This window comes from Dechloromonas sp. HYN0024 (assembly GCF_003441615.1).
Taxonomy (GTDB): Bacteria; Pseudomonadota; Gammaproteobacteria; order Burkholderiales; family Rhodocyclaceae; genus Azonexus.
This window is the reverse complement of the sequence record NZ_CP031842.1, coordinates 2065596-2082196: the sequence shown is the minus strand read 5'-3', so window position 1 is coordinate 2082196 and position 16601 is coordinate 2065596. Positions and strand designations below refer to the sequence as shown.

14 protein-coding genes are annotated in these 16601 nt (G+C 60.8%); 7 read left to right on the top strand and 7 right to left on the bottom strand.

All coding sequences use genetic code 11. The features are described from left to right. Positions 1-20 precede the first annotated feature (20 nt). Genes HYN24_RS10010 through HYN24_RS10000 form a run of 3 tightly spaced genes read right to left on the bottom strand, consistent with a single transcriptional unit; the run spans position 21 to position 3107 of the window. Positions 21-1535: an efflux RND transporter periplasmic adaptor subunit gene (locus tag HYN24_RS10010; RefSeq protein ID WP_117609114.1), complete on the bottom strand. Its 1515-nt coding sequence runs from the start codon at positions 1533-1535 to the stop codon at positions 21-23. Continuing rightward, a complete protein-coding gene (locus HYN24_RS10005; protein WP_117609113.1) occupies positions 1532-2782 on the bottom strand; it encodes a TolC family protein in 1251 nt (416 codons plus the stop codon). Before HYN24_RS10005 ends, HYN24_RS10010 begins: the two co-directional genes overlap by 4 nt. A gap of 7 nt (positions 2783-2789) precedes the next feature. Continuing rightward, positions 2790-3107 carry a copper-binding protein gene (locus HYN24_RS10000; RefSeq protein ID WP_240327652.1) on the bottom strand — a complete coding sequence of 106 codons (318 nt, stop codon included), beginning with the start codon at positions 3105-3107 and terminating at the stop codon, positions 2790-2792. Positions 3108-3288: 181 nt separating this feature from the next. On the opposite strand from HYN24_RS10000, the gene HYN24_RS09995 reads away from it, so the two are divergent. From HYN24_RS09995 to HYN24_RS09970, 6 genes are all read left to right on the top strand, one after another. Beyond that, a complete protein-coding gene (locus HYN24_RS09995) occupies positions 3289-3849 on the top strand; it encodes a hypothetical protein (RefSeq protein ID WP_117609112.1) in 561 nt (186 codons plus the stop codon). Between the two features lie 94 nt (positions 3850-3943). Continuing rightward, positions 3944-4969 (top strand): cytochrome-c peroxidase, encoded by a 1026-nt coding sequence (locus tag HYN24_RS09990; protein ID WP_205421371.1) that lies wholly within the window; start codon positions 3944-3946, stop codon positions 4967-4969. Then, complete coding sequence (locus tag HYN24_RS09985) at positions 4966-7965, top strand: EAL domain-containing protein (RefSeq protein ID WP_117609111.1); 3000 nt, start codon at positions 4966-4968, stop codon at positions 7963-7965. The genes HYN24_RS09990 and HYN24_RS09985 overlap by 4 nt, the downstream gene beginning before the upstream one ends. A 68-nt stretch (positions 7966-8033) precedes the next feature. Continuing rightward, positions 8034-8705, top strand: a complete 672-nt coding sequence (locus HYN24_RS09980; protein WP_117609110.1) for a heavy metal response regulator transcription factor — start codon at positions 8034-8036, stop codon at positions 8703-8705. A 2-nt stretch (positions 8706-8707) separates the two neighbouring features. Then, complete coding sequence (locus tag HYN24_RS09975; RefSeq protein WP_117609109.1) at positions 8708-10078, top strand: heavy metal sensor histidine kinase; 1371 nt, start codon at positions 8708-8710, stop codon at positions 10076-10078. 19 nt (positions 10079-10097) lie between these two features. Continuing rightward, positions 10098-10784, top strand: coding sequence for an alpha/beta hydrolase (locus HYN24_RS09970; RefSeq protein WP_117609108.1), 687 nt, complete (start codon positions 10098-10100; stop codon positions 10782-10784). A 6-nt stretch (positions 10785-10790) separates the two neighbouring features. Here HYN24_RS09970 and HYN24_RS09965 read toward each other — a convergent pair whose 3' ends face one another. Both HYN24_RS09965 and ccoG read right to left on the bottom strand, forming a co-directional pair. Next, on the bottom strand, positions 10791-11030 hold the full coding sequence (locus HYN24_RS09965) for a hypothetical protein (RefSeq protein ID WP_117609107.1): 240 nt from the start codon (positions 11028-11030) through the stop codon (positions 10791-10793). Between the two features lie 50 nt (positions 11031-11080). Next, on the bottom strand, positions 11081-12484 hold the full coding sequence (gene ccoG / locus HYN24_RS09960) for a cytochrome c oxidase accessory protein CcoG (protein ID WP_117609106.1): 1404 nt from the start codon (positions 12482-12484) through the stop codon (positions 11081-11083). Positions 12485-12613: 129 nt separating this feature from the next. Between ccoG and HYN24_RS09955 the strand changes: the two genes are divergently transcribed. Beyond that, positions 12614-13057 (top strand): Rrf2 family transcriptional regulator, encoded by a 444-nt coding sequence (locus HYN24_RS09955; protein WP_117609105.1) that lies wholly within the window; start codon positions 12614-12616, stop codon positions 13055-13057. Here HYN24_RS09955 and HYN24_RS09950 read toward each other — a convergent pair. Both HYN24_RS09950 and HYN24_RS09945 read right to left on the bottom strand, forming a co-directional pair. Continuing rightward, a complete protein-coding gene (locus HYN24_RS09950; RefSeq protein WP_117609104.1) occupies positions 13047-14183 on the bottom strand; it encodes a linear amide C-N hydrolase in 1137 nt (378 codons plus the stop codon). The two genes, HYN24_RS09955 and HYN24_RS09950, sit on opposite strands and share 11 nt — an antisense overlap. A 93-nt stretch (positions 14184-14276) precedes the next feature. Further along, positions 14277-16595: an acetate/propionate family kinase gene (locus HYN24_RS09945; RefSeq protein ID WP_117609103.1), complete on the bottom strand. Its 2319-nt coding sequence runs from the start codon at positions 16593-16595 to the stop codon at positions 14277-14279. Between the last annotated feature and the right edge of the window lie 6 nt (positions 16596-16601).

Sequence of the window (16601 nt, the reverse complement as noted above, 5' to 3'; positions counted from 1 at the left end):
ACGCATAAAAACGGAAACGCTCATCGCTTAGCAACCGAGGTAATCACCCACTCCCCAGCCCCCCGCTCAACAAACTCAAAGGCAATCGCTGCCCCTGGCTTCACGCCCGAAATCAGCGAAGGATTCGCCAGCATAAAATCCATCTTCATCGCTGGCCACTTCAAGCTCGCCACCGGCTCGTGCGTAATCGTCACGTTCCCTGAGGCGGCATCCACCGCATTCAACACCCCAACCGCCTTGTGCCCAACGGCTGCCGGCTTGCCGGCAGATGCAGCGTCTGCCTTCTGCATCCCGCCGAGCGCCGCTTTGAGGTTGCTTTCTGCATCAATCAGGAAGTTGGCCGAGGAAACGACCATTTCGCCTTCGCGCACCCCGTCCAGTACCTGCACGAATTCGTTGCCGCGCTGGCCGAGTTTTACCAGCCGCGGCTCGAAGCGGCCTTCGCCAAGCTGGACGATGACCACCTGCTTGTTGCCGCTGTCGATGACCGCCGAATTGGGTACGGTGACGACCTGCTTCTGGCCGGCCACCGGGATGTCGACTTCGGCGAACATGGCCGGTTTTAGTTTGCCTTTCGGGTTGGCCAGTTCAATGCGTACCGATACTGTCCGCGTTTCGGCCTTGAGCGTCGGGTAGACGTAGGCGATGCGGCCGGTGAAAACGTCGCCGGGGTAGGCGTTGATCCTGATGTTGGCCTTCTGGCCGATACTTACAGCCCCTATGTCCTGTTCGAAGACATCGGCCTGAACCCAGACGCTGGAGACATCGGCGATCTGGTAGAGCGCATCGCCGGGCATGAAGCGCATCCCCTGGATGGCCTTCTTCTCGGTAACGATACCGGTCACCGGGGCGCGGAAGGTCAGGGTGCGTTTGGCATTGCCAGTCTGGGCCAGAGCCTTGATCTGCTCGTCGGAAATGTCCCAGTTCTTGAGGCGCTGCAGGCTGGCGTCGGCCAGTTGTTTCATTGCCGTCTGTGCGTCGTCGCCGGCGTCATTGAGCTTGCCGACGCCTTGCGCGGCAATGGCGTATTCGCGCTGGGCCGAGACGAGTTCCGGGCTGTATACCTCGAACAGTGGCTGGCCGCGACCAACCGGCTGGCCGGTGGTATTGACGTGCAGGCGCTCGATGTAGCCTTCGAACTTGGCGGTTACCGTGTAGCTCCGGCTCTCGTCGATGTCTACCCGGCCGCTGGCGCGTACTGTCTTGTCGAGCATCTGGACTTTGGCCGGTTCGGCTTTCACACCCATTTTCTGGATTTTTTCGGCACTGATTTTCAGGCCGCTGTCGCCGGCCGAATCGTCATCACCTTCATATACGGGCAGGTAGTCCATGCCCATCGGGTCTTTTTTGGGCGTTGGCGACGTGTCGGGCAGGCCCATCGGGTTACGGTAGTACATCAGCTTTTTGGCCGGCTTGGCCGGGGCGGCCGGATTTTGGGCGATGGCATCGGCGCTTGGTTGAGTCGCGCGGTAACCGGCAAAACTGCCGACGGCAAGGGCCACGGTCAGGGCAATCAGGGTGGGGCCGGCTTTCACAGGTCTTCTCCGAGCAGGCGTTCGATGTCGGCCAGGCGCATTTGCTGGCTGGCCTGGGCGCGCAATAGCGCGAGGCGGGTATTGCGGATCTGGCGCTGGGCGTCGAGCAGGGTGGCGAAATCAACCTTGCCGTTCTCGTAGCCGGCCAGCGCCGACTTGAAAGTCAGTTCGGCCTGCGGCAGCAGGCGGGTTCGGGTGATCTGTTCGGTCGCCCGGGCGCTTTCAAGGTTGCTGATGGCGGCATTGAGATCGCCCTGCAGGCGGTGGCTGAGGGCTTCCTGACGGGCAGCGGCGGCTTCGAGCAGGCGTTCGCTTTCGCGCTCCTGGCTGCGCCGGGTGCCCTGTTGCAGGGGCAGGCTCATTTCCAGCATAAGGCTCCAGGCATCGATGCGGTTGCCGACCTGCATTGGCGCAACGCCCAGCGTCAGGTCAGGGTAGCGGTTACGGTAAGCCAGGTCGCGGCTTTTTTCGGCACCGCCGATACGGGCGGCTTCGATCGCCAGTTGCGGGTTGGCGGCGAGCAGCCGGGTATTCAGGGCGGTACCATCAAGGCGGGGGGGAAGGGGACGGAGCACGGTCGGTTCGGCCAGGGCGGCATCGGCATGGCGGGCCAGCATGGCGTTGATGAAGACCATAAGGTGATGGAATTCGCTTTCCATGCCGACCAGTTCGGCCTCCATCGTGCTGCGTTCAAGCTGAGCGCGGATGGCGTCCTGCTGCGCGGCAAGGCCGCCGGCATAGCGGACCTGGGCGATCTGTTCGAGCCGGCGGCTCAGTTCGATGTTCTCTCGGGTCAGTTGCAGCGACTGGCCGGTCAGCCAGTATTGCGCGTATAGCCCCTTGATGCGGCTGGCGACCTCGGCCCAGGTATCGGCAGTCCGACCGTCGGCCTGGGTCGCTTCGGCGCTGGCGACCTCGCGTCTGAGGTCGCGCTTGCCCCAGAAGGGTAGCGGCTGCATCAAGGTGTACTTGGTGTCGCCCGTCCGCGTTGGATCGAGGGTGGCGTTCTGGCTGCCATTTCTGGTGACGTTTTCCAGCTCGATGCGTAGCACCGGGTCGGGCAGAGCGCCGGCTGGCGCGATGCGCTCGCGGGCTGCCTCGGCTTCCAGGCGGACCATGCGGAGATCCGGGCTGTGCTGGCGCGCCGCGGCGAGCAGCGATTCGACGCTGGCACCGGGCAGTGGTTCGGCCCGGGCAGTGCCGGCGAACAGTGTGATAAGTAGTGCGGCGCCGAGAGCGAGCTTCATGGCACGCTCATTTCGCCATTTCGTAACGGCTGACGATGGCGTTGCCGCCCTTGATTTCTGCCGCGAAGCGGATCTTGTCACCGGCTTTCAGCTTGGTCAGCCAGCTCTTGTCGGCGACACCGAAGGCCATGGTCATCGGGGGCATGCCGATGCTGTCGAGCTGGCCGTGCTGGATGACGATTTCACCGGCGGTGCCGTCGATTTTTTTGACCGTGCCTTCGGTCAGCGGTACGCCCCTGGTGGCGGTCACATGGCCGGTGTGGGCCTCGTGCTGGGCGAAAGCAGGGAAACTGAGGGAGATCATGAGGGCGATTAGCAGGCGCACGGCTGGTTCCTTGGTAGCTTGATGTCGTGATTCTGCGGGCTAGCAGTCGACAGGTGGCTGACCGGGGGATTACAAGTCTGTAATCTTCCGGTCATGCCCGGTTACATCCAGTCACCGTGATCATCACGGTGGCAGGCAGGTGTTCCGCTATAGTCGCCCTGCAAAAATCCAAAGACATGGCATGGAATCAAAACTGAAACGCCTGCTAACACCCCCATTCATCATTCTCGCTGCCCTCGTTTTGTGGTTCTGGGAATGGCTCTGGGAGCCGCTCGAACGCCTAATGGCAAAGATAGGCCAGTGGCCAGTCTTGCGCCTTCTCGAAGGGTGGATTGCACGAACCCCGCGCTACCTGGCGCTAGCCTGTTTTGTCATTCCGGGTGCGGTGCTGCTCCCCTTCAAGCTTCTTGGCCTTTATTTCATTAGCCAAGGCGCGGCGTTTCTTGGTATTGCCACCTTCCTTGCCGCCAAGGTGGTCGGAACGGCGCTGGTGGCGCGCATTTTCTCGCTGACCCGGCAACAATTGCTCGAGATTCCCTGGTTTTGCCGTGCCTTCGGGGCCGTCATGCGATTCAGGAGTTACATCTTCGACACCTTGCACCGGCATCCCGCTTACCAGCGAACGAGAGACATGCTGACGGACCTTCGCCGGCGCCTGAAAGGTGTTCGGCGCGGACTGTTGTTTCATGCCGTGCGTCGCTGGAAGGCGGTGTATCGCCGTGCTCGACAGCGGGACCGATAGGCCTGCATCAGGCACGGGAATGCCGCGAGAGGGTGTCGTCTGGAGCTGGATCGACAGAAAATGCCGATTCTGAACTTTGCTCTATAATTACCCGATGAAAAAGTTGATACTGGCATTTTTGGCGGTTTTGTTTGCCATGCTGGTCTTGGTCTTGTGGTTTGGCAATGTCAAACCACCAGCCGCCGACGCGCTACTGGCCAGCCCCCACGCCACGCAATTGCATGGCGGTGATGCCCTATTGCCGCTGCCGCCGGTTCCGGCGTTGCCTGAAGAAAAAGTGGCCTTGGGCAAGCGGCTTTTTTTTGATCAGCGTCTGTCTCACGACAATAGCCTGGCATGTGCCGGTTGCCATGATCTTGCCCGAGGTGGCAGCGACCGCCTGCCTGCTGCGATTGGCATTGCTGGCGCACGCGGCAGTGTCAATACACCAACTGTCTTCAATGCCGCCCTGAATTTTGTCCAGTTCTGGGATGGTCGGGCATCCACCCTCGAAGAACAGGCGGCCGGGCCGGTGCACAACCCGCTTGAAATGGCCTCAAGTTGGGCCGAAGTCATCCCCAAGCTGAAACTCGATAGCGACTACCGGAGGGCGTTTCAGCAACTCTACCCGGAAGGCATGAGCGGTCAGTCGATCGTCGACGCCATTGCCACTTATGAGCGCACCCTGCTGACGCCGAACAGTCCATTTGACCGTTTTCTCCGTGGTGAAAAATCGGCTCTCAGCCCGCGTGAACTGGATGGTTATCGCCATTTTCTCGAGTATGGCTGCGCCAGTTGCCATCAGGGTGTCCTGATCGGCGGCAACATGTATCAACGCTTCGGCGTGATGGGCGACTATTTCAGGGATCGTCCCGTGGCCAGGCTGATTCCGGCCGATCTGGGGCGCTTCAATGTCACCGGCCGCGAGGAAGATCGCCATGTTTTCAAGGTGCCCAGTCTGCGCAATGTCGCCGTGACAGCCCCCTATTTTCATGATGGCTCGGCCGATACCCTTGAAAAAGCTGTGGTGATCATGGGGCGCTATCAGCTTGGCCGGGAATTGTCGGAGATTGATGTCCAGGCAATTGTCGCGTTTCTGCGAACGCTGACCGGCGAGTGGGAGGGGCAACGCCTCCAATGACCTCGACCAATGACCAAGTGAAGTTTCTGCCGAGCCACTGGCGGGTGGGCGGTAGCGTCGTGCTGGCCTTGCTGCTCGCCGTTCAGACCTGGCTCTATCTGCGCTCCGAAAGCGTGTCGACGGCCCAGCATTTTTCCTACACGCAAAATCTCCGTGACCTGCGCGAACTTGATGCCGAAATCGATGGCGAACTGCTCGCCAACCGGCTCGAACTGACCCGCAACTATGATGCCCTGACCGATTTCGTACAGCGAGCCGTGGTCACCAGTGGGATGACCCTGGCTACCCCGAGCTACCTGTCGGTAGACGACAAAGCCACGGTATTAAGTGCCGCCCAGAATGTGCAGGCGATTTACCAGCAGAAAGCCGAATTGATCGACGGTTTCAAGCGAAATAATGCGGTTTTGCGCAACTCGATGGCGTTTTTCCCGGTGGCGGCGGGGGCTTTTCTCGATGGCGACGATGCCCGTCTGCCGGCGCATCACCGTCTTGTCGATCAGTATGTGCGGGTTGTGCTGGTCTATGCGCGCGCCCCCAGCGAGCCTGCCCGCCAGCGCATTGCCGAGGCGCGGGCACGCGTTGCGGCGGTTTCCTTCGAGGCGGCGGCACGCTCCAAAGTCCACAACTTGCTGCGCCACGGCGATGTCATCACCCAGCGCCTGTCGACGCTTGATCAACTGATGCAGGGTATCTTCGCCCTGCACAGCAACGAACAGGTCGACAAGCTCAACCGCGACTATGGGGCAGGTCATGCCCGCGCTCTGGCGGATGCAGGTCGCTACCGGATGGCGACTTATGCCCTGGATATTTTTCTTGTTGCTTACCTGGCCCTGGCGTTTTTCGGGCTTGACCGGGCCCGTCGTTCGCTCGAAGTGGCCCATCGCGAAATAAGTGACCGTTATTCAGCGCAACTGGCTGCAGAGAAGAAACTCAAACTCCACGCCACGGCGTTCAACAGCGCCCACGACGGGATTACGCTGACCGATGCACAAGGAGCCATCGTCGATATCAACCCGGCTTTTTCGCGGATTACGGGTTTTGAACGCAGTGAAGTGATTGGTCGCAATCCGCGCGTCCTCAAATCGGGTCGCCACGACCCGGATTTCTATGCGGCGATGTGGCGCAGTATCAAAGAGACGGGAAGCTGGAGCGGCGAGATCTGGAACCGCAACAAATACGGTGAGGTCTATCCCGAATTGCTGTCAATTTCGGCCGTGCATGATGAGGCCGGCCAGTTGACCAACTATGTGGCGGTGTTTGCCGACATCCGCCGGATCAAGGATCAGGAAAGGCAACTCAAGCAGATGGCCTACTACGATCTGCTGACCGAGTTGCCCAATCGGGCGCTACTGGCAGACCGGGTGGTGCAAGCCATTGCCCAGGCGCGACGGTCGCAGACGATGATCGCCATCTGCTATCTGGACCTTGACGGTTTCAAGCCGGTCAATGATATCTGGGGGCACGATGCCGGCGACAAGGTTCTGGTCGAGATCGCCAATCGCCTCAAGGACGCGCTGCGCGGCGGCGATACGGTGGCCCGCCTGGGCGGCGACGAATTCGTGTTGTTGCTGCTCGGGCTGACCAATCCCCAGGAGTGTGACGAAGCGATGTTGCGCCTGCTCAACCGGATCGCCCAGCCGATGTCGTTTTTGCCTGAGCCGGTCAGCCTTTCGGCCAGCATTGGCGTGACCCTGTTTCCCGGTGACGACGCCGACCCGGATACCCTGCTGCGTCACGCCGACCAGGCGATGTATCAGGCAAAACAGGCCGGCAAGAACCGCCATCACATTTTTGATGCCGAACAGGATCGCTTTGCGCGTAGCCGCTACGACCGCGTGGACCGCATCCGCCAGGCACTTGAGGATCAAGAATTCCTGCTCTATTACCAGCCCAAGGTGAATATGCGTCTGGGCACGGTGATCGGCGCCGAAGCCCTGATCCGCTGGAACCATCCGGAGCGCGGCATTGTGCCGCCGGCCGAATTTTTGCCGCTGATCGAAGATGATGAATTGATCAAGCTGGTCGGCGACTGGGTCATTGAAACGGCATTGACGCAGATGGAAATCTGGCGTGCCGAAGGCCTGAACCTGCCGGTGAGCGTCAATGTTGCCGGTAAGCAGTTGCAGTCGCCCGCCTTTGTCGAAAAGCTCAAGGTCGCCCTTTTCCTGCATCCCGATGTTGCCCACCAGCTCGAACTGGAGGTGCTGGAAACCGCCGCCCTTGAGGATGTGGTCAAGAGCGCACGGGTGATCGACGAATGTCGCGCCATGGGCGTCCACTTTGCGCTGGACGATTTTGGGACTGGCTATTCGTCGCTCACCTATCTCAAGCGCCTGCCGGCAGAGACCATCAAGATCGATCAAAGCTTCGTGCGCGAAATCCTCAGCGACTGGAACAATCTGGTCATCGTGCAAGGCGTCATCGGACTGGCCAATGCGTTCCAGCGCCAGGTTATTGCCGAAGGCGTGGAAACCGTTGATCACGGGCGCTTGCTGATGCAACTCAATTGTGACCAGGCTCAGGGCTATGGCATCGCCAAGCCAATGCCGGCCGAGTTGATGGTCGATTGGGTCAGGGACTGGCGTGGCGATCCGCTCTGGGCGCAGTTTGGCCGATTGACCTGGGAGGATGCCGACTATCCGTTGCTAATTGCTGAAGTTGATCATCGCAACTGGGTGGCGCAGCTGGTCTATGCGATCAAGGAGGGCCAACCGGCCCCGCATGCCAGTCTGGATGATGCGCAGCGCTGCCGGTTTGGCCAGTGGTACCACGGACACGGCAAGCGCCGCTATGGTGCCCTGCCGGCTTATGCCCGAATTGACCCGCCGCATCTTCTGGTGCATCAAATCGCATCGCGGATCGACGCCCACTGGCGTGATGGACAGATGACGGCAGCACGTGCCCTGATTCCGGAATTGCTGGCGGCGCGAGACGCCACGCTCACCGCCCTGAGCGAACTGCAACTTGCCTGCGGTGTCGTCCGTGCCGGTGTTTGACCGGTAAGCATTCCCGTCGCTGCCCGGCATGCCAGACAAGAAGCCAGCATCTCGGGCAAAATGCGGGCATGAAGATTCTCATTGTCGAAGACGAGACCAAGACCGGCGACTACCTCAAGCAGGGCCTCGGTGAGGCCGGTTTTTCTGCCGACCTCGTCCGCAACGGGTTTGATGGGATGCATGAGGGGCTATCCGGCGATTACGATTTGCTCATTCTCGACGTCAATTTGCCGGGGCTGGATGGCTGGCAAGTGCTCAAGGCCCTGCGTGCCGCCGGGCGCGAGATGCCCGTCCTGTTCCTGACGGCACGCGATCAGGTCGAGGACCGGGTCAAGGGGCTGGAGCTGGGGGCCGACGACTATCTGGTCAAGCCATTCGCTTTCTCGGAACTGCTCGCCCGTGTCCGTACCTTGCTGCGTCGAGGGCGGACCAGGGAAGCCGAAGGTCTGGGTCTGGCCGATCTTGAACTCGATGTCATGAAGCGTCGGGCGACCCGGGCCGGTCAGCGTATCGACCTGACGGCCAAGGAATTTGCTCTGCTCGAACTTTTTTTGCGGCGGCAGGGCGAGGTACTGGCGCGCAGTTTCATCGCATCCCAGGTCTGGGACATGAATTTCGATTCCGATACCAATGTCGTCGAAGTCGCGATACGTCGACTGCGGGCCAAGATTGATGACGATTTCTCACCGAAGCTGATCCATACCCTGCGCGGCATGGGCTACGTCATGGAAATCCGCTGATCATGGCGGACTGGCGGCATTCGATCACGCTGCGCCTGTCGCTGGCCTTCGCGCTACTGGCGACGGTAGTGTTTGCCGCCCTTGGGGTTTACTTCAGCCGGGCCGCTGATGATCACATGGCCGAACTCGATGCCGTCGACCTGTTTGGCAAGCTGGCGCTGATCGGTCATGTCGGTAGCCAGGAGAAATCGGCCGAGGCCTTTGCCGCCCGCCTCGGTGATGCCCTGATCGGCCAGCATGGGGTCATTGTCTCGGTCGATGGGCCTCAGGGGACGGTTTTCAAATGGCCCTCGGCTCAACTTGCCGAGCCGCTGGCGGCGGTCGGTATCAGCCTGGGCAGTAAAGCCCGGCGTCTGGCCCTCGGTGCGGCCGAGTACCGGGCGCTGGCGGCAGACATGGAGACGGCCTGGGGCGGCGCCATGCATGTTGTGGTGGCCCGTGATATTCACCATCACACGGCGTTTCTCGACCAGTTGCGGCACGATTTCTGGTTGGCCGTCCTCGCCGCGGCGCTGCTCACGGCGGTAGTCGGTGCGCTGGTGGTTCGCCGTGGCATGCGGCCGGTACGTGACATTGCCCGAGCCGCCGGCCGGATGTCGGCAGGGCAACTGGCCGAGCGTATTCCGGAGCAAGGCGTGCCGCAGGAACTGGCCGAACTGGTCAATGCCTTCAACGCCATGCTCGGACGTCTGGAAGAGTCGTTCCGACGGCTCTCCGATTTTTCAGCCGATCTGGCACACGAGTTGCGGACGCCGATCCACAGCTTGCGCATGCAGACCGAGGTGTCGCTAAGCAAGGCACGCCATGTCGATGAATACCGCGACCTGCTGGCCTCCAACCTCGAGGCCTATGAACGGCTGGCGCGGATCATTGCCGACATGCTTTTTTTGGCCAAGGCTGATCACGGCCTGCTCGTCCCGCAGAACGAGGCGCTCGGACTGCTGCCGCTGTGCGAGCGGCTGATCGAGTATTACGGCTTGCTCGCCGAGAATGTCAGGCTGCAACTGGTCGGTGATGACCTCACGGTCAGTGGCGATCGCCTTATGCTCGAGCGCGCCATCGGCAACGTGCTGGTCAATGCCATTCATCACACCCCCTCCGGGGGCGCGATTTCGGTCCGTATCGAGGCCATCGATGGTCAGGCCGAAATCGCCATTGCCAACACGGGTAAGTCGATTCCGGACGATGCACAACATCGGGTTTTCGACCGTTTTGTCCGGCTCGATGCCGGTTCTGAAGGGACCGGCCTCGGTCTGGCTATTGCGCGGTCGATTGTTATGGCCCATCGTGGCGAAATTGCCCTGCGGGTGAGCGAAAATATGACCGAGTTCTATATGCGCCTGCCGCGTCACGCGGCTCATCCGACCATCTGAATACCGCAAGGAGACTCGCTTGGAAAACGAATTACCCCCGCTGGAAGTGGAAACCGGTGCCAGTCCGGAATATGCCGTGATCTGGTTGCATGGCCTGGGCGCTGATGGCTCGGATTTCGTGCCGGTTGTGCCCGAACTCGGGCTGGCCGACAAACCGGCCGTGCGTTTCATCTTTCCGCATGCGCCGTACATGCCGGTCACCTGCAACGGCGGCTACGTCATGCGCGCCTGGTACGACATCATTTCGCTCGAGAGCACCAGTCGGCGCATCGACGAGGGCGGCATCATCGCCTCGCGTGATACCGTGTGCCGTCTGATCGAGCGGGAAAAAAAGCGGGGTATCCCGGCCGCGCACATCTTTCTCGCCGGCTTCTCGCAGGGTGGCGCGGTGGCCTATACGACGGCCCTGACGCATCCGGAAAAACTGGCTGGCCTGATTGCGCTGTCGACCTATATACCGTCTCCGGATTTGCTGACGGAGGATACAGCTGCGGCCAACCGCGAAATCCCGATCTTTGCGGCGCACGGTACGGCCGATGATGTCGTCTCGCCAAATCTCGGCCTGGCCGCCCGCAATTTGCTCAACAAACGTGGCTATGCCATCGACTGGCATGACTATCCGATGCCGCATTCAGTGTGCCTGGAAGAGGTCTGGGCTATCGGCGCGTGGCTTGGCGAGCAGATGCGCAAAAACAGTGCGGGCTAAGCACCCTTATTTTGCCTTGGATTTTGGTGCCGGTTCGGTGTCGGAAATCGAGTGACCTTCTTCGTCGGCAGCGTGCAGTAACCAGACCAGGTCGCTGCCCTGAACCGGCATCGGGATCATCTGGTTCCAGCGCCAGCGAAACACCGGACCGTAGGGGACATAGCGGGCCAGCACATCGCCCTGCTCGGTGACGCCAAAGAACGGCAGTGGCGAAGTAATGAGCGTTTTCAGCTTTTCATTGTTCATGATGTACTCCCATGAAGGGTCTCGATGACCTGTCGGGATTCATTCTACGCTCAAGGCGTCCAGAATTTCGACTGCTCCGTGACGGCCACCGTCGGGTCGGCGACGTCTTCGACGTGGAAAGTGATCGGCCATGCCCCGGCTCGGGTGGCACCTTGTTCGGCGTTGACAATTGCTGTCTGGCTGCCGATCTCGCCGCCCGGAATGGTGATTTCGTCGGCGCTGCTCAGGCGCACCCCGTCAATGCCGGCAATGGTGATCCGGAACTTCCGCGTCTGGTCGCCGGTATTCATGATCTGCAGGCGATAGGCATTTTCGATCGAACCGTCGTCCGCCTCCCGTGACAGGACGTTGCGATCCTTCAGGATATTGACCTTGAGTGGGATGCGGGTAGCCAGGGACCAGGCCGTGGCAGCGGTTAGTGCAAGGAGGATGGCCGTATAGATGATGACCCGTGGCCGGGCTGCCCGACGCAGGATTTCCCCCGTTGTATAACGCATGGTCACGGCGTTTTCGGTCGAGTAGCGGATCAGGCCGCGCGGGTAATTCATCTTGTCCATCACCTGATCGCAGGCATCGATGCAGGCGGCGCAGCCGATACATTCATTCTGCAGGCCGTTGCGGATATCGATACCGGTCGGGCATACCTGAACGCAGATGCCGCAATCGACACAGTCGCCAAGACCCAGCGCCTTCGGCTCTGCCCCTTTGGCACGGGGGCCACGCGCATCGCCGCGCGCCGTGTCGTAGGCGATGATCAGCGTATCGGGGTCGAACATGACAAACTGGAAGCGGGCGTACGGGCAGATCTGGCGGCACATCTGGTCGCGCAGGAAGCCGGCATTGCCATAGGTCGCGAAAGCGTAGAAGACCACCCAGAAGGACGACCAGGCACCGGGCGAGAGCGTGACCAGATCGTTGACCAGATCGTGAATCGGCATGAAATAGCCGACAAAGGTGATCCCCGTCCATAGTGAAAAGATGATCCATGTTGCATGCTTGGCGCTCTTGATCGCCAGCTTGTGGGCCGTCCACGGGGCAGCGTCGAGCTTGATGCGTTTTGGCCGCTCGCCTTCGATGACCTTCTCGAACCATAGAAAAATTTCGGTGTAGACCGTCTGCGGGCAGGTATAGCCGCACCATAGTCGCCCGGCGACGGCGGTGAACAGGAAGAGGGTGAAGGCACCGAGAATCATCAGCAGGACCAGATAAATGGTGTCCTGCGGCCACAGCACGAGGTCAAAGAAATAGAACTTGCGGGTGTCGATGTCGAACAGCACAGCTTGCCGCCCGTGCCAGGGCAGCCAGCACAGGCCGTAGAAAATGATCTGGGTCAGCCAGACGAAAACCCAGCGCCAGCGCGTGAACAATCCGCTGATCGAACGGGGATAAACCTTGGCATCAGGATCAACGACGGACTTGATCGGGATGACTTTCTTCGCGGACGGCGTCGCCATATATATTCCGGGTACAACCAGACGACCGGATTGCGGCCCAGGCTGGCATAAGATATAAATAAAATGAATCTTGATGCTACCAACCAATGTCGCTATAAGCAATATTTAAAATCTATCTTATAAGCCACCATGCGCCTCAGTACATTTTCCGATTACAGCCTGCGCGTCCTCATGTATCTCGGCGTGCAGGACGAGCGGCTGGTCACCATCGCCGAGATTGCCGCTGTGCACGACATCTCGAAAAGCCACCTCATGAAAGTTGTGCACCAGCTTGGACTGAGCGGCCACATCGAGACCGTGCGCGGCAAGGGTGGCGGCATCCGGTTGGCGCGTCCAGCCAGGGAAATTGTCGTTGGCGATGTGATTCGGCAATCCGAAAGCGATTTTGCCCTGGCAGAGTGTTTTTCTGGCCAGTCGACCTGCCGGATTCAGGGGGGCTGCTGTCTGCCGGCCATTCTCAACGAAGCACTGAGTGCCATGTTTCTGGTGCTTGACGGCTATACACTGGCCGACCTGCTGGCAGTGCCGCAGGCCGTGATGCCAGCGCTTTCAGCCGAGTCACCTAGTCGCTGACACAAGGAAAGCGGCCGGGGGCCTGGACCAGCAAGTCAATGACTTCGGGCGAAATCTTCACATGGTTGAAGCCCTTGCTCGTCATGTCCTGAGAAATCCCTTCGACCTGCGCCCGGTTGGCCGCTTCGCTGTAGTCGGCGAAGCTGCTGGCGACATTGCCAGCACCGGTCTTGATGTCGAGCAACTTGGATTTGCCGCGGCGGCAACTCAGTTCGAAATCGGCGAAGCGGACGCTGCGTATCTGCTGGTTTGAATCCGGCGTTCGCCAGCTCACTTCGCCTTGTAGCGGATCGTAGACGATCTGCCAGACGGTCGAGCCGCTCAGGCCAGACGCCGGCTCGATCAGGATGCGGCGGGAACTGACCATGTCGAGTCCGGCAAAGAGCGATTCCTTGGTGGCTGCCGGCATGGCCCGCAGACTTTTCTCGGCGGTCAGGAAGCGATTGAGGGAGCTCTGGCTATCGGCTTCGCGCACATGCGGGTTGCTTCGGGCGCGATGCCGGTAGGCCAGCGCATCCATGTAGGGTGAGTTGGTCAGTACCGGAATCGGCCGGGATGGGCCTTGATAAACGGTCAGCTTGCCGTCAAGGAACTCGATCACGGCACAAGCCCGGCTGCGGTCGCAGACCTGATAGTGCACTTTCGATGCCCCGCCTGAAACGACATCAACATTGGCCGTGGCGGCGAGCAATTCGGGTACGTTGGCCGCCGTATCCAGCATGTATTGCACCCACTGGATGTTGTCGATGCGCGGCAACTCACTGCTTTCCGGGTAGCGCGTCTCGTCCAGCCACATCGTCTCGACCACCAGCCCGGCTTCATTCATGCCGCCCATCGGCATATCCTGGCCATACTGGTTGAAGGTCAGGCTGGCGTAGCGTGAGGTCCATTTCAGAGGCTGTCCGCTCGTCGCTGCCGCGAAGGATGTTTTGGCAACGCCGCGGACATTGAGCGTGACATTGGCCTGCGCAAAGGCCCCGTCGTAGGTCCGGCCGAACAGAAAGGCATTTTCGCGGTCGAGGACGGCCGTGGTGCACGCCCAGCTAGCCTCGGCCAGGGCGACTATCGAGAGGAGGGCCAGCCGGCGCAGGGTGGGGCGAAGTAAGCGAGTCAAGCGAGTCGACATGGGGAATCCAATGCAGTGCTATGACATTGAATTGTAGGCGGTGCCAGCCGAAATTAAAATGCGCCCGGCAGCGACTCCGGGCGCAGCACCGGACTAGTGCCGGCTCTGGATTTCCTCGATGTAGCCGAGCATGCCGGTCTGGATGTTGCCGGCGTTACCTTCGTCGGTGTCGATGTGCATGGCCAGGCGGTAACCCGGATTGACGCGGACGACGACGTCGCCGAAGATCAGCTGGCGCTCGCCTTCGATGCGGACGCGGACGACGTACTTGTCGCGGACATGGAAGCGCATGGCGTCTTCCGGCGTCATGTGGATGTGGCGCTGGGCGCAGATGACGCCGCGTTCGATGACCGAAGTGCCGTAGGGGCCTTCCAGCGTCATGCCGGGGGTGCCGGCGAGGTCGCCGGATTCACGGATGGGGGGCTGGATGCCGACCTTGAACTGCTCGGTCATGGCGATTTCGACCTGGGTTTCCTTGCGTGTCGGGCCGAGGACGCGGACATTGGCGATGCGCCCCTTGGGGCCGACGAGGTGGACCTTTTCGGCGCAGGCGAACTGGCCGGGCTGCGATAGTTCGTGTTCCGGCGTCAGCTGGTGGCCGGGGCCGAACAGCTTTTCGACATCGGCCTGCGACAGATGCACGTGGTGGGCCGAGATTTCCACCGGGATTGGTGCATCTTCGGCCTTGGCGGCCAGTAGCAGGGCATTGCGTTCGATCGAACGCAGCGTTTCCCAGGCGACCAGACGTTCATCGTCGTTGGCGACAACGAGGATGGTGACCGGCGAATCGTCGGCCGAGATGACGGCGAACTGGTCGATGGTGGTCAGATTGCGGTTCTTTTCCTCGTCCAGCTTGATGCCCATGTAGCCGAGGCCCTGGCAGGCCAGGCTGCGCACCGTGGCGCTGGTTTCACCGACGTCGCCGGTGAAGGCGAGGACGTCGATGCCGCCCATCGCGGCAACGTAGGCGCCGATGTTCTTGCGCACCTGATAGCAGTAAGCCTTGTGGGCGAGCAGGGCGCGGTGGTGGCCGTCGGCAGCAGCAGCTTCAATCTCGTGGATGTCGCTGGAAATGCCGGACAGACCCTTGAGGCCGCTTTCGCTGTTGATCAGCGTAGACAGCCGCTCGGGCGACATGTGGTGCTTTTCCATGAGGTGGATCATGACTGCCGGATCGACGCTACCCGAGCGGCTGGGCATGATCAGGCCGTCGCTGGGGGTCATGCCCATGGTGGTGTCGATCGAGCGGCCATGGTCGATGGCACACAGCGAGGCACCGATGCCGAGGTGGCAGGAGATGATTTCCAGCTCGCCGAGCGGGCGCTTGAGGACTTCCGCCGATTTCAGCGAGACATAGCGGTGTGAGGTCCCGTGGAAGCCATAGCGGCGAATGCCGTGCTGCTTGTAGAGATCGTAGGGCAGGCCGTAGAGGTAGGCGTAGGGAGCCAGCGTCTGGTGGAAGGCCGTATCGAACACGGCGACCTGCGGCACATTCGGGAAGGTCTTCATGGCGACGCGGATGCCGGCCACGTTGACCGGGTTGTGCAGGGGTGCGAAGACCGAGAGTTCCTCGATATCGGCGATCACCGAGGGGGTGATGACCACCGAACTGGAGAACTTGTTGCCGCCATGCACGACGCGATGGCCGATGGCGCTGACATCTTCCGGATGGAAGGTGAGCGACTCGCCGAGCAGGGCGGTGGCTTCCTGCATCACCTTGAACAGGTCGGAGAGCTTGAACGGGGAATGTTCGATGGTCTTTTGCTGGGTGCCGACCTTGACCGTGATAAGGGTGACTTGCTGGTCGGCATGGTCGATGATGCCATGCACGTCGGCACCGCTCATTTCGGTGTCGTAGATGCCAAAATGAATCTGCGTGATGCCGACATTGAGAACGACGACCTTGCCCGGCTGGTTGGTGATCAGCGACAGGGCGTAGGGGTCGGTGGCCCGGACAATGGCGTTGGCCTGTGCGGTGCCGAGGTCGACCGACATGGCGCGGGTGCGGTCGGCGAGCAGGCGCGACAGATAGCCGACGGCCTTGGGGCTGGTCAGGATGTGGGCGTTGAAGACTTCCTGCGGGATCATCAGCACGAAGCAGCGGTTGCCGGCGATGACATCGGCGACGATGCGGTCGCCGGTCAGCACGGACATCACGCCGAAGACGTCACCGACGCCCAACTGGGTGATGACGGCCCGGGTGCCGGTGTTGTCGGTCATCGAAATCTCAGCGTGGCCGCTGATCACGACACCGATGAAACGGCCCTCGTCACCCGTTTCGAGAATGGCTTCGTTGCCTTCGTAGGTGGCCAGACGGGATCTGATGACGATTTCCTCGACCTTGTCGGCCGGGAAGTTTTCGAACAGGCGAACCTGCTCCAGGAAAAAGCGTTTCAGGTCAATTTCGCTCATGCTGTT

Coding starts and splice junctions, on each gene's coding strand:
- HYN24_RS10005 (WP_117609113.1), bottom strand. CDS start 2,782: ATGAAGCTCGCTCTCGGCGCCGCACTACTTATCACACTGTTCGCCGGC.
- HYN24_RS09995 (WP_117609112.1), top strand. CDS start 3,289: ATGGAATCAAAACTGAAACGCCTGCTAACACCCCCATTCATCATTCTC.
- HYN24_RS09990 (WP_205421371.1), top strand. CDS start 3,944: ATGAAAAAGTTGATACTGGCATTTTTGGCGGTTTTGTTTGCCATGCTG.
- HYN24_RS09985 (WP_117609111.1), top strand. CDS start 4,966: ATGACCTCGACCAATGACCAAGTGAAGTTTCTGCCGAGCCACTGGCGG.
- HYN24_RS09980 (WP_117609110.1), top strand. CDS start 8,034: ATGAAGATTCTCATTGTCGAAGACGAGACCAAGACCGGCGACTACCTC.
- HYN24_RS09975 (WP_117609109.1), top strand. CDS start 8,708: ATGGCGGACTGGCGGCATTCGATCACGCTGCGCCTGTCGCTGGCCTTC.
- HYN24_RS09965 (WP_117609107.1), bottom strand. CDS start 11,030: ATGAACAATGAAAAGCTGAAAACGCTCATTACTTCGCCACTGCCGTTC.
- ccoG (WP_117609106.1), bottom strand. CDS start 12,484: ATGGCGACGCCGTCCGCGAAGAAAGTCATCCCGATCAAGTCCGTCGTT.
- HYN24_RS09955 (WP_117609105.1), top strand. CDS start 12,614: ATGCGCCTCAGTACATTTTCCGATTACAGCCTGCGCGTCCTCATGTAT.
- HYN24_RS09950 (WP_117609104.1), bottom strand. CDS start 14,183: ATGTCGACTCGCTTGACTCGCTTACTTCGCCCCACCCTGCGCCGGCTG.
- HYN24_RS09945 (WP_117609103.1), bottom strand. CDS start 16,595: ATGAGCGAAATTGACCTGAAACGCTTTTTCCTGGAGCAGGTTCGCCTG.